General features: G+C 64.3%; 13 protein-coding genes and 1 pseudogene. 9 read left to right on the top strand and 5 right to left on the bottom strand.

What is annotated here, in order from left to right; genetic code table 11:
* Positions 1-19: 19 nt before the first annotated feature.
* Positions 20-310, bottom strand: coding sequence for a hypothetical protein (locus tag O4220_RS20605; protein ID WP_037148476.1), 291 nt, complete (start codon positions 308-310; stop codon positions 20-22).
* Between the two features lie 68 nt (positions 311-378).
* Between O4220_RS20605 and O4220_RS20610 the strand changes: the two genes are divergently transcribed.
* The gene (locus O4220_RS20610; protein ID WP_269607340.1) at positions 379-1,227 is read left to right on the top strand and encodes a PhzF family phenazine biosynthesis protein; all 849 of its coding nucleotides are present in this window, start codon (positions 379-381) and stop codon (positions 1,225-1,227) included.
* Here O4220_RS20610 and O4220_RS20615 read toward each other — a convergent pair whose 3' ends face one another.
* Positions 1,228-1,872 (bottom strand): response regulator, encoded by a 645-nt coding sequence (locus tag O4220_RS20615; protein WP_269607341.1) that lies wholly within the window; start codon positions 1,870-1,872, stop codon positions 1,228-1,230.
* Positions 1,863-3,083 carry a sensor histidine kinase gene (locus O4220_RS20620; protein WP_269607342.1) on the bottom strand — a complete coding sequence of 407 codons (1,221 nt, stop codon included), beginning with the start codon at positions 3,081-3,083 and terminating at the stop codon, positions 1,863-1,865. The genes O4220_RS20615 and O4220_RS20620 overlap by 10 nt, the downstream gene beginning before the upstream one ends.
* A gap of 172 nt (positions 3,084-3,255) precedes the next feature.
* Between O4220_RS20620 and O4220_RS20625 the strand changes: the two genes are divergently transcribed.
* The 3 genes and pseudogenes from O4220_RS20625 (at position 3,256) to O4220_RS20640 (ending at position 7,114) form a co-directional block, all read left to right on the top strand.
* A complete protein-coding gene (locus O4220_RS20625) occupies positions 3,256-3,939 on the top strand; it encodes a DedA family protein (protein WP_269607343.1) in 684 nt (227 codons plus the stop codon).
* Between the two features lie 14 nt (positions 3,940-3,953).
* Positions 3,954-4,736: pseudogene (locus tag O4220_RS27945) on the top strand (ABC transporter ATP-binding protein).
* Positions 4,733-7,114: an ABC transporter permease gene (locus tag O4220_RS20640; protein ID WP_269607346.1), complete on the top strand. Its 2,382-nt coding sequence runs from the start codon at positions 4,733-4,735 to the stop codon at positions 7,112-7,114. Before O4220_RS27945 ends, O4220_RS20640 begins: the two are co-directional and overlap by 4 nt.
* Positions 7,115-7,121: 7 nt before the next feature.
* Here the strand turns inward: O4220_RS20640 and O4220_RS20645 are convergent, their stop codons facing one another.
* Together O4220_RS20645 and O4220_RS20650 are read right to left on the bottom strand one after the other, a co-directional pair.
* The gene (locus O4220_RS20645; RefSeq protein WP_269607347.1) at positions 7,122-8,189 is read right to left on the bottom strand and encodes a ParB/Srx family N-terminal domain-containing protein; all 1,068 of its coding nucleotides are present in this window, start codon (positions 8,187-8,189) and stop codon (positions 7,122-7,124) included.
* Between the two features lie 115 nt (positions 8,190-8,304).
* A complete protein-coding gene (locus O4220_RS20650) occupies positions 8,305-8,835 on the bottom strand; it encodes a GNAT family N-acetyltransferase (protein ID WP_269607348.1) in 531 nt (176 codons plus the stop codon).
* A gap of 116 nt (positions 8,836-8,951) precedes the next feature.
* Here O4220_RS20650 and O4220_RS20655 point away from each other — a divergent pair, with 116 nt between their 5' ends.
* The 5 genes from O4220_RS20655 to O4220_RS20675 all read left to right on the top strand — a co-directional run bounded on the left by O4220_RS20655 (position 8,952) and on the right by O4220_RS20675 (position 13,913).
* Entirely contained in the window at positions 8,952-9,812 is an 861-nt protein-coding gene (locus tag O4220_RS20655) for an ABC transporter permease (protein WP_269607518.1), read from the top strand.
* Between the two features lie 3 nt (positions 9,813-9,815).
* Positions 9,816-10,535, top strand: a complete 720-nt coding sequence (locus O4220_RS20660) for an ABC transporter ATP-binding protein (protein ID WP_269607349.1) — start codon at positions 9,816-9,818, stop codon at positions 10,533-10,535.
* Between the two features lie 36 nt (positions 10,536-10,571).
* A complete protein-coding gene (locus tag O4220_RS20665; protein ID WP_269607350.1) occupies positions 10,572-11,618 on the top strand; it encodes an ABC transporter substrate-binding protein in 1,047 nt (348 codons plus the stop codon).
* Positions 11,619-11,646: 28 nt separating this feature from the next.
* Positions 11,647-12,750 carry an LLM class flavin-dependent oxidoreductase gene (locus O4220_RS20670; protein ID WP_269607351.1) on the top strand — a complete coding sequence of 368 codons (1,104 nt, stop codon included), beginning with the start codon at positions 11,647-11,649 and terminating at the stop codon, positions 12,748-12,750.
* A 131-nt stretch (positions 12,751-12,881) separates the two neighbouring features.
* Positions 12,882-13,913 (top strand): zinc-binding dehydrogenase, encoded by a 1,032-nt coding sequence (locus O4220_RS20675; RefSeq protein ID WP_269607352.1) that lies wholly within the window; start codon positions 12,882-12,884, stop codon positions 13,911-13,913.
* Positions 13,914-13,948 lie beyond the last annotated feature (35 nt).

Consider the following 13,948-nt stretch of genomic DNA (forward strand, 5'->3'; position numbering starts at 1 on the left):
AATCGGCCCGGCGCATCGGCTAGACAATCGTGTCCACGTGGATAATTTCAGTCTTGGCCACTGCACTGCGATGCACCTCGGCGAGCGCGAGACGCTCCGGGTCCACCATGTAGTCCTGCAAGGCCGAATCGTCCGGCAGGTGGATGACCTGCACCTCGAGCGGTCCGTCGCCCGGGTCGACCCGGCGAACCCGGCTCACCACTTCGCCGCCATACTTCGGAATCAGGTCCAGCACCGTGTCTTCGTATCGGGTGAGAGCTTCTTCCTGTCCGGCCGTCGCCCACAGCAGCACACACAGTTTCAGGTTCATGACGCGCGAGAGTACCGGGCGTTCGACGCTGCAACCCAGACCTGCTCGGTGGCGGGTACGTTAGCCGCATGTCCCCGATCGACATTCAACGATGGACGGCGTTCTCCAGTGAGCCGTCAGGCGGTAACCCTGCAGGAGTCGTTCTCGACTCTCGCGGCCTGGACGACATCGAGATGCTGAGGATTGCGGCGGACGTCGGCTATGCCGAGACGGCTTTCGTCACTCCCGGAGATGGCGACCGGAACCGCAATATCCGATACTTCTCACCGGTCGCCGAGGTGCCGTTCTGTGGGCACGCAACGGTCGCAACAGCCGCAGCGATCAGCGCGACCGAGAGCGTCGGCTCGATACGCTTCGCGACACAGGTGGGGGACATCGAAATCGAGACGAGCATCAACGCGAATGGTGCTCCGCTGGTGTCGTTCACGAGCGTGGAGCCTCGGACGGCCACGCTGTCCAGCACTGCCCTCGCCGACGTCCTCGGTGCCCTCGGCTTGACCGCGGACGACCTGCACCCCGACCACGTTCCAGCTGAGGTGTTCGGTGGTAACTGGCACCCCCTCCTCGTCCTCGCCGATCGGGGCGTCTTCGACGGGTTCACACCCGATCTCGGTCGCGCTCGTGCAGTGCTCGACGAGCACGGGTGGCCCGCGACGATCATCGTTCTCTGGCCGCAGGGCACCGAGCAGTGGCACGCACGCAACGTGTTCCCGGTCGGGACCATCAGTGAGGACCCGGCGACGGGTGCGGCAGCGGCGGCGACCGGCGGGTACCTTCGTGGCTCGCACGCGGTTCAGCCACCTGCGAGCATCGTCATCCACCAGGGAAGCCATGTCGGCAGGCCAAGCACGCTTCTGGTGGACATCCCACCGTCCGGCGGGATCATCGTGTCGGGTTCGGCTGCCCGCATCGCCTGATCACGTACGCAGGTAGGCCACCACAGCCATCACGCGGCGGCTCATACCGGTGGAGTTCGCCAACCCGAGTTTGTCGAACACGGCGTTGATGTGCTTCTCGACCGAGCTCACCGAGATGTACAGATCGGCTGCTATTCGCGCGTTGGTGAGACCTTGCGCCATCAGCTCGAGAACATCGCGTTCGCGCGGCGTGAGTCGTTCGAGGGGATTGGATCGGGTCGTGCGAGACAGCAGCGCTCGCACCACTTCCGGGTCGAAAGCGGTTCCGCCGTCGGCAACCCTGTTCAAGGCGTCCAGGAATTCTTCGACCTGCGCGACGCGGTCCTTGAGCAGGTAGCCGACCTTGCCGCCGGATCCGCTGATCAGCTCTGCTGCGTAACGGTTTTCGACGTACTGGGAGAGTACGAGCACCGCCACCTCCGGCCATCGAGCACGAATGGTCAGTGCCGCTCGCAGTCCCTCGTCGCTGTGATCGGGAGGCATGCGGACGTCCGTGACGACAATGTCGGGACGATCCTGTTCCACCGCGGCGAGGAGCGCGTCGGCGTCGCCCACGGACGCGATCACGTCGTGGCCCTCGTCGACGAGCAGGCGCACCAGACCCTCACGCAGCAGCGTGGAGTCCTCGGCGACGATCACCCGCACGGGACGCTCGCCTTCACGACAGTCGGCCCGCCGACTGGGCTGTGTACGGTCAGGGTGCCGTCCATCGCCGCGACACGACGGGACAGCCCGGACAAGCCGGTGCCGTACGGGTCGGCCCCGCCGGCCCCGTCGTCGGTGATGGTTGCCAGAACGCGGTCGAATCTCTGATGGGTGACGGTGACCTCCACCAGACGCGGGGAGGCGTGCTTGGCTGCGTTGGTCACCGCCTCCGAGATGACGAAATAGAGGACCGTCTCCACAGGCGGACGTAACGTCTCAGTCAGTTCGTACGTGAATCGGACAGGGACACTTGCCCGTTCGGCCATTGTCTCGACCGCTGTGTGCAGACCTGCCTGATCGAGTGCGATCGGATACACCCGGTTGGCAACCTCGCGCAGCTCGCTGATCGCCTCTTGGGATGCGACGTGTGCTTGTGCAAGGAGCTCGTGCACCTTCTCGGGCTCCTCGGCGCGGCGAGCCCGGCCGATCAGCATCCCCACCGCAACCAACTGCTGCTGGACACCGTCGTGCAGGTCGCGCTCGATGCGCCGGCGTTCGTCGTCGATGGCGTCGACAACGTGATCGCGGCTGCTCGTCAATTCGGCAACCCGCTGGTGCAGCAACCGATCCGACTGCCGGCCCAGTACCTGGACGACGAACCAGCGGTCCAGCGATCCCACCCCTGCCACCCCGACGATCGCGACGAAGATCAAGAGGATCCCGGGCAGCGCCGCCATCGCGATGAGTCCACCGTCGACCCGGTCGGAGTTCTCGATCAAGCCCCAGCTGCCGTCGAGGATCCATGCCGAGACCATCGAGCCGGCCACGACGAGACACAGAGTCAGGAAGAGGACCACGCCGGTTCCGAGCAGTCCGATCGTCCACCGCAAAGCGAGATACCAGCGACAGCGGCGAGGGGTCAGTACATCCGTATGGAGCGTGCCGTGGAAGTGGGTGATACGTCGAATATCCCACTCGCTCAAGCGAAGTGTACCTTCATCGACTGAAGCCCTCAGTGGCTCTCCCCACCGGCCGAGGCGGCGCGACGAGGCGAGAACGAGGAGCGCCACGACAGTGAACAGCACGGCCGAGACTGCCGTGACGCTGCCGAGTAGAACTCCGGCAAGTGCCATCAGCCAACGCCGAACAAGCGAGCTGACGGCAATCCGATCCGCCAAGTCAGGTGGATGTACGACGTCGTTTCCGGGCACTCGAGCAGCGTAGCGGGGAATGCGGCCTCTGATACTGCGGTAAACCGCAGGGTTTCGACGGGGTAGTCCCTATGAATGGTCGACGGCTTTCCTCGATGTCCCCGATTCGGGAAGTTCGTAGCGTTTTCAGCGTCCGTCCGGACAATTGACACCAGCGAACAGGGGAATTGCAATGTCCGACTTACTGATTGCTGCAGCTGCCGAGACCGAGCAACTCGACGGGCTTGCCGGGTGGGCGGTCGGCATCATGGATGTGCTCAACGGCCCCGGTGCCGCCGTCGTCGTCGGTGCCGACAATCTGTTTCCGCCGATCCCGAGCGAACTCGTTCTGCCCCTTGCCGGGTTCTCGGCCAGTCAGGGAGTGTTCTCCTTCGCTGCCGCGCTCTTCTGGACCACACTCGGCTCGGTCCTGGGCGCGGTCATCGTCTACGCGGTCGGAGCGCTCATCGGACGCGAGCGCACGCGGGCACTGGTGGCGAGAATCCCTCTGATCAAAGCCACTGACTTCGACCGCTCGGAGGCGTGGTTCGCCAAGCACGGCTCGAAGGCGGTGTTGCTGGGCCGGATGGTCCCGCTGTTTCGCAGCTTCATCTCCCTGCCCGCCGGAATCGAGCGGATGGGAATGACGAAGTTCCTGGTACTCACCACGATCGGAAGTCTGATCTGGAACACCATCTTCGTCACCGCGGGATATCAACTCGGCGAGAACTGGCACCTGGTCGACGCGTATGCCGAAATCCTGCAGAAGATCGTGATCGTCTCGGTCGCAATCACTTTCGTTGTGTTCGTAGCGATGCGGCTGCGGTCTCGCCGCCAGGCCGGTCGAACCGATCACACCGGACACCGAGCGCGATGACGAGGGGGCCAAAGATGAACCAAGCGAATTTCGATCAGACCACCAGTGAGCAGGCCGCAGTCCGCGTGCGTGCCGCGCGTCGCCGATACGACCTGGGCGACGAGACCGTCAACGCCCTGAACGATCTCAGCGTGGATTTTCATCGCAAAACTTTCACTGCGGTGATGGGCCCATCGGGATCGGGCAAATCGACTCTGTTGCAGTGCGCTGCGGGGCTCGACAGATTGGACGGCGGGGAGACCTTCATAGGCGACGTGGAGGTGGGATCCCTCAGCGAGCAGGCACGGACCCTCCTGCGCCGATCCAAGGTAGGTTTCGTCTTTCAGTCCTACAACCTCATCGATTCGCTGACAGCGATCCAGAATCTCGAGCTGCCTCTGCGGCTTGCCGGCCGCAAGCCTGAGCGTTCCAGAATCACCGCAGGACTGACGAGGGTCGGTCTGGGGGATCGGATGCATCATCGGCCGTCTCAGCTATCCGGCGGCCAGCAGCAACGGGTGGCCGTCGCTTGAGCCCTGGTGTCCGAGCCTGAAGTGGTATTCGCGGACGAGCCCACGGGCGCATTGGACTCTGCCGGCTCGCGGTCAGTCCTGGAGCTACTGCGAAGCGTCGTCGATCACGAGGGCCAGACCGTGGTGATGGTGACCCACGATCCGACCGCGGCTTCGTTCGCCGATCGAGTGCTGTTTCTCCGTGACGGGAAAGTGGTCGACGATCTACAGCACCGCCGGGGCCTGCCGGGCGACAACCGGACCGCCGCCCAGATCGCAGCTCGGATGGCCGAGGTCAGAGCATGATCACCTGGGCATTGGCGTCGTTCCGACGCCGGATCACGGCCGCACTGGGGGTACTGCTGGCGGTGTTCGTCGGCGTTCTGATCACCACTGCCACAGCACAAGTCATGGGTTCCGCGCGGCCGCAGCCACCCGAGCGGCTACAAGGGGCGTCGTTGGTGGTTGCCGGCGAGCGAGCTACGAACGTGCTGGGACAGGCGGGTGACCGCAGCGCGTGGGGCGGAGACCGGCTCGCCCAGCTGACGCAGCAGATCCGCTCGATCCCGGGCATCACCGATGTTGTGGCGGACCGCAGCTTCCTTGCGCAGATCGTCACCCCGTCCGGAGCGCTGCCGAGTGCTGATCCCCAGGTCGCCGGGCATGGGTGGTCGAGCACGTCGCTGGCTCCCTACCGACTGACTTCCGGCGAGCAACCGCAGCAGGCGTCGGAGATCGCGCTCGGGCCCGAGTTCGGTGCCTCGGTTGGCGAACGGGTCACTCTTCGGACCGCACAGGGCGACATCGAGGTGACAGTCGCCGGTACCACTGACGGTCCTGGCGTCTACTTCGACGACGCCACCGCCGCGCAGGTGGCCCCCGCCGCCAGCCTCCTCGGTATCGAGGTCGCCGATCAGTCGGCAGAAGCCTCGGTGCAGGCGGTCGCGGCGCAGCTCGGTGGTGAGGTGGTGACCGATCGCAGTGCCCTGCAGGATGACTCGATCGCGAAAGGCCGCTACCTGAGCAGTCAGTTCCTGACGGCGCTGGCGCTGGCGTCGTTGGTTGTGAGTCTCTTCGTCGTTGCGGTCACCTCGAAGTTCGCGGTCGACGAGCGCACCCAGGAATTCGGTCTCCTTCGCGCAACCGGAGCGTTGCCGAAGCAGTTGCGCCGCGTGGTGCTGCTGGAAGCCGCGCTGCTGGGAACGGTGGGATCGGTCGCGGGAGCTGCGGCCGGGGTGCTGGCGACGGTGCCGTTGGCCGCCATGTTGCGATCGTGGGGGATTTTGCCGGCCGAGCTCAGCGTGACGGTCGACGTGCCCACGGTCTTGGCAACGACCCTGGGCGGTATCGCGATCGCCGTGATCGGGGCCGCCATCTCGGCGGTGAGCGCTTCGCGGGTGAGCCCGCTTGCCGCAATGCGCCCCGAGTCGACTCGTCCACGCAAAGGCCACGGGCGCTTACGAACAATCAGCGGAACCGCATTGGCCGCACTCGTCGTGATCGAAGTGATCGCTGGCCGCACGGTGCCGGGTCTGGACTCGGTATTGATGGCGATCGTCATCACTCTCACTGCTGCTATCGCTGCCGCTTGTCTCGCTCCGGTATTGGTGCCTCGACTGGCACGAATCTTGTTGTGGTTGCCGTGGCGGATCCGGCCGTCCGCCCCTCTCATGGTCGGCAGCGCCGAGGTCACCACCAACCCGCGCCGGTCTGCCTCGATCGCTGCTCCGGCGATCATCGCGGCCGCTCTCGCCATCCTGACCAGTGGATTCATTCCTACGATGCGAATCGCCTACCCTGCGGAAACCGCAAATCAGATACAGGGCCAGTCCGTGGTGGTGGCCGATGGCGATTACCTCACGGCTTACCAAGTGTCCCAAGCGTTCGAGAAGTACGACGTCATCGAGGTCGGGATCTCCAGTCGCGCCCGTCTTGTCGTTCCGGGATCGACTGTCGCGCTTCCCGTCACGGCACTTCCGAGTGCGGCCGAGCCCTCTGCCTTCGAGGTGCCCAGATATCTGGCCGACGAGAACGGCTGGCAAACAGGGGATTCCGTCGCGCTGGTAATGACGGATGGGACCGACCTCAATCCGACGATCACGTCGATAGTGGACGAACCGAGGGGTGAGCATCCTGGCGTGGCCCTGTCCGAAGGCATCATTCGTCTCCATGACCCCTCGGCCGTGGCGGACGAGGTGTTCGTGCGTTCGTCATCTGTCCAGACCTCCGTCGAGCCCCCCGCAGGCACCCGCGTCACGGATGCGATCACCTGGTCTTCGACCCGCTACGACAAGGACCTGACTCTGCTCAACCGCTACGTCATGACCTTCATCGCAGTCGCTGTCAGCTACGCCGTACTCGCAGCCACCATCACAATCGCGATGTCCATGCGGCATAGACAGACCCAAGTGCGCACACTGGTGCGCTCCGGTGCCACCACACGGCAAGTCAGCGGAATGGTCGTCATCGAGGCGATCGTCGCTGGCGCGTGCGGGGTGCTGCTCGGTGCGCTATGTACGCTCGTGCCCCTGCACGAGATGGCGGCCGGTCTGTCGAACACCACTGGTAGCCCGGTAGGTGTTCACCTCGACTGGGCGCAGGCCCTGCTGGTGCCGCTGGGAATTGCATGCATGATGGGCGTGACTGCATTGGTGGTGAGTTTCCGGCGCGGCCCGACGACCTGACATGGAACTACCGCGGCAGTCCTAACTTGTACTGCAAGGCATATGCCAGCTTGCCCGGCTTGTCGCCCGAGTACGGCGCCGAGAGCTTTCCGAACTCACCCTTGGTGGCTGCCTTCCCATCGTTCCAGGCGTCCAGAGCCCCGAGTTCCGCTGCGGTACGGCCACTGTCGATCACAGTGTCTTTCGGGACTGCGACCTGAGCGCGCGAGACCGACTCGACGGTGCTCAGGTAGCTCGTCAGGTTGTTGCTGTCCCATCCGCTGATGTCGACTTCCGCCGAGTCGCGAACCCATGCACCCCAATAGAATTCCTGGAAGGGGATCGTGCCGGGGGTGAAGCCGATGTCGCGGGCGAAGTACATCAGGCTGCGGTACTTGTCGTTCTGGAACTTGGCGAGGCCGACTCCCGACGGGAGTTGCTCCACCGGAACCTCGTTGCCGTCGACGTCGTAGTTCCACACCCACTTCTCGGCCTTCATTCGCGCCCAGAAATCGGCGGTGCTCAGGTCACTGAGGTTCGCGACCACCCGCAGACGGAGATGCAGATTCGGTCCACCGTCGGCTGTTTCGTAGAACGAGGTGAGCGTGTGGTGCCCGTCGGTCAGGTACGGCACACCACCCGGCCCGATGACGACCGTCTTCACGGGCGCGATGGTGTCGGGCGTTTCCTGGCCGACGGGAACGGTGCAGGTGAACGACGACGGATTGTCCAGTCGTGCATCGGGTAACGCGGAGGCGGCCTTCTCCTGGCCGTTGGCCTCGCACCAGTCGTCGAACTTCTTGTTGATCTCGTCCTTGCCGAGGGTGTATCGACCGAGCTTGTAGTACACCTCGTCGTACCCGAGCGACGGTTGCGTCGCGTGTACATCACCGATTGGGAGGTCGAGAAGCTCACCCGCTTCGGCACATTGGTAACCGAGGCCTGCGGACGATCCGGTGGGGAGCAGGTCTGCGACCTGACACAACGGCGACGCCGTCCGTGCCGGCGCGGCAGTGGCAACGCCGCCCATCGACGCGGACACGACAGAGATCAGAGCGAGCGTGCCCAGCAGGGCTGCTCTACGACGCGAGGTCATCTGTGAAACTCCTATGAATTCGAGTGAGGTTCCCCGGAGACTGTCGCACTCCGGTCACCGGCCGATGTCGCAGAACTGAACCGAAGGTGTTCGAGAGGTGAACGCAGTATGCGGGTCAGCGAGCTTCGCGCAACATCGCGAACACTAGGGTGTCGGTCCATTCACCCTTGCACCACCAGTTTTGGCGAAAGTGCGCTTCCTGGCGCATTCCGACCCGCGCTGCCAGACGAGCGGATGCGTCGTTGCGTCCGTCCATCTGTGCGGTGACTCGGTGGATCTGGGGTAGCGAGAAGACGTGCTCGATCAACGCGTCGACCGCTTCGGTCGCGTAACCGCGGCCGGCCACGGCGGGGGAGAACGTCCAGCCGAGTTCGACGAGGGAGGGTGAACCGTCGATCAACCACGCCTCGACGTTGCCCACTACAGTGCTCTCGTGCTCGACGACCATCGCGAGTGCCTGTGTGTGCAGCCCTGATCGCTTCATCCGTTTGCCCACCGCTGCCACAGCGTCGGCGTGCGTCCACGCTTTGTGCAGAAGGTAGCGGCAGACTTCGGGATCGCTGTAGTACGCGAGAATCCCGTCCGCGTCGGCAGGTTCGTACAGACGCATCGTCAGGCGTTCGGTATGGATGGGCTCGACCGTCATGAGACCAATCTTGCCCGACCTAAATTCACGCTGATTCGAACCCTGGTCTCGGACCCGCATCGTGACAGATGGTGGTGAGTCGAACCAGCTCGTCATCAAGTGGAAGGCACGTGAACATGGTCGTGACGTCGTACGCCGCTCCTGCGGGACCCGTTGACACGCGCGTCAGCGACGTCCAAGGCGTCGGCCCGGCACCCGTTTCACCGAAACAGTCGGCGTGGCAGCGGTACCAATGGACCGTCCTGCGCGCCTTGTCGCCAGTCTTCCTCCTCGTCCTGTGGCAGATCGCCAGTGCGGCCGGAGTTCTCTCCGAACGAGTGCTGCCCGCACCATCCCTGATCTTCGACGCGGGTCTGGAATTGCTGCGCAACGGTGAATTGGCCGACGCGCTAGCCATTTCGGGAACACGCGTTGTTCAGGGGCTCGTGCTGGGCGGGGTGATCGGGGTGGCGCTCGGAGCACTCGTCGGACTGTCGAAGCTCGCCGAGGCAACCGTCGACCCACCGCTGCAGATGCTGCGCGCCATTCCGCACCTCGGCCTCATCCCGCTGTTCATCCTGTGGTTCGGGATCGGCGAGACGCCCAAGATCCTGCTCGTCGCTCTGGGAGTCGCGTTTCCGCTGTACCTCAACACGTTCTCGGCCATCCGTCAGATCGATCGCGATTTCCTCGACACGGCCGTCGTACTCGGTTTCTCGTGGCGTCAGCGGTTCACCACGATCATTCTGCCGAGCATCGCCCCGCAACTGCTGGTGGGACTTCGGCAATCGTTGGCGATCGCGTGGTTGTCGTTGATCGTGGCCGAGCAGATCAACGCCGAATCAGGCCTCGGCTACATCATCAACAATGCCCGGGACTTCCTGCGTCTGGACACCATAATCTTCGGACTCGTCGTCTACGCGCTGATGGGTATCGCCACCGACGGCATCGTGCGAATCCTGGAAAAGCGTGCGCTACGTTACCGATTGGATGCTTGATTCATGACTTCGACGACGACGTCCGTCGCCTCCCTGCACGGCATCGACAAGTTCTACGGCTCCAGCCACGTGCTGCAAGGCATCAACCTGTCCATCGAACGTGGCGAAATCGTCTCGCTGGTCGGACGATCCGGCTCCGGCAAGTCGACCATTCTGCGTGTCTTGGCTGGACTGTCCACGGACCACACAGGTGAGCGGCATGTCGCCGGACATCCCGCGGTGGCGTTCCAGGAACCACGTCTGTTTCCGTGGCGGTCGGTCCGCCAGAATGTGTCCTATGGTCTGAACACTGCGGGCGTGACGGGCAACGAGGCACTGATCGCCGCGGATGCCACCCTCGACGAGGTAGGTCTCGCAGAGAAGCGGGACGCATGGCCACTCACCTTGTCGGGCGGTCAAGCTCAGCGCGCAGCACTGGCGCGGGCGTTGGTGGGGGAGCCCGAACTGCTGCTCCTCGACGAACCGTTCGGCGCGCTGGACGCACTCACGCGGCTCACCATGCAGTCGCTTCTGCTCGATCTGTGGGGACGGCACGGCTTCGGTATCCTGCTGGTCACCCACGATGTCGACGAAGCGATTGCGTTGGGGGACAGGGTGTTGGTGCTCGACGGGGGTGCCGTGGCCGACACTGTCACGGTCGACCTGCCTCGTCCACGCGACCGGGGAACACCGGGCTTCTCTCGTATCCGAAACCACCTGCTCGGTGCCCTCGGCGTTCACTGAACTATCAATTCCACTGATAAGAAGGATCTTTCACGCATGTCGTCACTCGCTCGCCCCCGATCTCTGCGCGCTCTCGGCGTTCTCGCTGCCCTGTCGCTGACCGTCGTCGGCCTCACCGGTTGCGTCTCCCGCGGCAGCGACACTGCAACCTCCGAAGCTCCTGCACTCGTCTCCAACGACGAGCTCGCCACCGTGACACTGGACGTCGGCGACCAGAAGGGCGGCACCGAAGCTCTGCTTCGTGCGTCGGGTGAGCTCGACTCGGCTCCCTACGATGTCGCGTTCTCCACCTTCACTTCCGGCCCGCCGCAGGTGGAGGCAGCAACGGCCGGCCAGATCGACTTCGCGGTTACCGGTAACACGCCGCCGGTGTTCGGTGTGGCAGCCAATGCCCGTATCAAGGTCGTCTCCGCCTACACCAACGATGCGAGCGGGGATCAGATTCTCGTGCCGGCAGATTCGACTCTTGCGTCGTTCGCAGACCTTCGGGGCAAGAAGATCGCAGTGGGCAAGGGAAGTTCCGCGCACGGCCATGTGCTGCTGCAATTGCAGAAGGCAGGCTTGACCACCGACGACGTTCAGCTGATCTTCCTCCAGCCCGCCGATGCGCTGACGGCATTCACCTCGGGCGAGGTCGATGCCTGGGCAATCTGGGATCCGTTCACCGCGATCGCTCAGGTCCAGAACGGATCGAAAACGCTGACCACCGCCGAGGGTGTGGCCAACGGCTACGGCTTCGGTATCGCCTCGCAGCAGGCGCTGGACGATCCCGCGAAAAATACTGCTCTCCAGGACTTCGTGGTTCGTCTGGCCAAGGCGTCTGCATGGGCGGACGCCAATCCGGCCGAGTGGGCGGCGGCGTACTCCGCGGCCGTCGGAATCGACCCGGCCGCGGGTGAATTGGCGCAGGGGCGAAGCCAGCGACCCGCAATTGCCCTGGACGACACAGTGATCGAGTCCGAGCAGGCGCTCTTCGATGCGTTCGTCGAGAGCGGAAGCATCCCCGGCGGCAACACGTTCGCAGACTTCGTCGACACGCGCTACAACGACGCCATCGCCGGCGCGACCGCCTCGACCAACTGATCACCCACCGCGTCGTAGGAGTTCACTCGTGACCGCACGCATCTTCTGGTTCCTTCCCACCGCAGGCGACGGCCGCTCCATCGTCGGCGCGTCCCACGCATCCGGCAACCTCCGCGAACCGGCCGGGTTTCGACGCCCGTCGTTGCGTTATCTCACCGAGGTTGCCCAGGCCGCGGACCGACTCGGCTACGAGGGGGTGCTGACTCCCACCGGAACATGGTGCGAGGACGCATGGTTGACCACGGCCGCTCTACTGCGGAGCACCCGACGGCTGAAGTTCCTCGTCGCCTTTCGTCCCGGCCTCACGCCGCCCACATTGGCGGCGCAGCAGGCCGCGACGCTGCAGCGGTTCTCGGAAGGTCGGGTGTTGTTCAACATCGTCACCGGGGGCGACGACGTCGAACAGCGTCGTTTCGGGGACTGGATCGACCACGATCGGCGCTACGCCCGTACCGATGAATTTCTCGGACTCGTCCATCGGATCTGGACCGAGTCGTCGGTCGATCATGAGGGTGAGTTCTTCAAGGTCGCCGATGCGCGGGTGTCCGAAGCACCGGACCCGTTGCCGGAGTTCTGGTTCGGTGGTTCGTCCGATCCCGCTCTTGCCGTCGCGGCGAAGCACGTCCAGACGTATCTGACGTGGGGTGAGCCCCCGGCCGACGCTCGCGCCAAGATCGAGAAGGTGCAGGCGCTCGCGGACGCCCAGGGCCGCAAGCTCACCTACGGCATTCGCCTGCACACCATCAGCCGCGACACGTCCGAAGAGGCCTGGGCCGTCGCGCAGAAGCTCCTCGACGAGCTCCCCGAGGAGCAGGTGTCTGCGGCACATGCGCTGCACTCGTCCTCGCAGTCCGAGGGACAGCGTCGGATGGCCGCACTGCACGGTGGCAGCAAGGATTCCCTCGAGATCTACCCGAACCTATGGGCCGGAGTCGGACTCGTTCGCGGCGGCGCGGGAACCGCTCTGGTCGGTTCGCACGAGGAGGTCGCGAACCTGATCGGCGAATACCACGACGCCGGGTTCGACGAGTTCATCCTCTCGGGCTACCCGCATCTGGAGGAGGCGTACCACTTCGCCGAGGGAGTGCGTCCCATCCTCGACGCGCGTGGAATCACCGTTCCCGCCAGATAGGTTCGCGCGCCATCGCCGGTTCGACATCGCCTGCTGGATCGACAGTGCGAATTCCGACCACCACCACTGCCCCGATTACGCCAGTGGCCCTCCCATACTCTGAACACGCGCACTACGAGAGACGAGATGGCATGAAAGCACTGGTATTCCGCGAGTACGGCGGCCCCGAAGTCCTGAAGATCGAGGAGCTTCCGGATCCGATTCCGGGATTCGGTGAAGTGGTGGTCGATCTGAAGGCGACCGCACTCAACCACGTCGACATCGATGTGCGCGAAGGCGTCTCGCGGTTCGACTTCGCGATGCCGCACACCTTGGGCCTCGAGGGTGCCGGCGTGATCTCCCTGGTAGGCGATGGCGTGGACCCCGCTCGGATCGGCGAGCGCGTAGCCGTCTCGTACATCCGCACCTGCGGCCACTGCGAGTGGTGTCAACGGGGCATGGAGAACATCTGCGTCAACCGTAAACTGCTCGGCGAGCACATACCTGGCACGTACGCGCAGAAGATCCTGACACCCGCCGACCATTGCCTGACACTTCCCGACACCGTCGACTTCGGTGAGGCGGCGGCCTCACTCAGTGCATTCGGCACCGCCTGGCACGCACTCATGATTCGCGCCGAGGTGAAGCTGGGAGAGACCGTGCTGATCCATTCGATCGGGGGTGGCGTCGCATCGGCAGCACTCCAGATCTGCAAGGCTGCCGGCGCGACCGTGATCGGTACGGCCAGTCGAGACGACAAGTTGGCTCAGGCGACCGCTGACGGTGCCGATCACGTCATCAATTACACGACAACCAATGTGCGCACCGCCGTCGACGAGATCACCGAAGGCCGCGGGGTCGAGCTGGTCTTCGACGGCGTAGGAGGGACAGCCTTCACCGACTCGATGTTCATGCTGCGCCCGTACGGCCGTCTGGTGTCGATCGGTGCGCACGCAGGGGAGGTCGTCGAGTTCGACATCATCGAGTTCTTCCGCCGCCAGATCTCCTACATCTCCTCGCATACCCAGACGCGCGATGAGATGCGTACTGTGCTCGATCTCGTCGGCAAGGGGGTGCTGCGCCCGCGCATCAACTCGCGTTATGCCTTGGATCGCGCCGGGGAGGCTCACGAGGAGCTGGCTGCGCGCACCTCCTATGGGAAGATCATCCTCGACATCGACTGAGGAGAGCGCTGATGGGTGTGGCCGGTCCTCGTTAA

Source organism: Rhodococcus ruber (assembly GCF_027270735.1).
Lineage (GTDB): Bacteria > Actinomycetota > Actinomycetes > Mycobacteriales > Mycobacteriaceae > Rhodococcoides > Rhodococcoides rubrum_A.

Bases quoted from the DNA above. Each gene is read 5' to 3' on its own strand.
- O4220_RS20605 (WP_037148476.1), bottom strand. From the start codon at position 310: ATGAACCTGAAACTGTGTGTGCTGCTGTGGGCGACGGCCGGACAGGAA.
- O4220_RS20640 (WP_269607346.1), top strand. From the start codon at position 4,733: ATGATCACCTGGGCATTGGCGTCGTTCCGACGCCGGATCACGGCCGCA.
- O4220_RS20665 (WP_269607350.1), top strand. From the start codon at position 10,572: ATGTCGTCACTCGCTCGCCCCCGATCTCTGCGCGCTCTCGGCGTTCTC.
- O4220_RS20655 (WP_269607518.1), top strand. From the start codon at position 8,952: ATGGTCGTGACGTCGTACGCCGCTCCTGCGGGACCCGTTGACACGCGC.
- O4220_RS20610 (WP_269607340.1), top strand. From the start codon at position 379: ATGTCCCCGATCGACATTCAACGATGGACGGCGTTCTCCAGTGAGCCG.
- O4220_RS20645 (WP_269607347.1), bottom strand. From the start codon at position 8,189: ATGACCTCGCGTCGTAGAGCAGCCCTGCTGGGCACGCTCGCTCTGATC.
- O4220_RS20675 (WP_269607352.1), top strand. From the start codon at position 12,882: ATGAAAGCACTGGTATTCCGCGAGTACGGCGGCCCCGAAGTCCTGAAG.
- O4220_RS20650 (WP_269607348.1), bottom strand. From the start codon at position 8,835: ATGACGGTCGAGCCCATCCATACCGAACGCCTGACGATGCGTCTGTAC.
- O4220_RS20660 (WP_269607349.1), top strand. From the start codon at position 9,816: ATGACTTCGACGACGACGTCCGTCGCCTCCCTGCACGGCATCGACAAG.
- O4220_RS20625 (WP_269607343.1), top strand. From the start codon at position 3,256: ATGTCCGACTTACTGATTGCTGCAGCTGCCGAGACCGAGCAACTCGAC.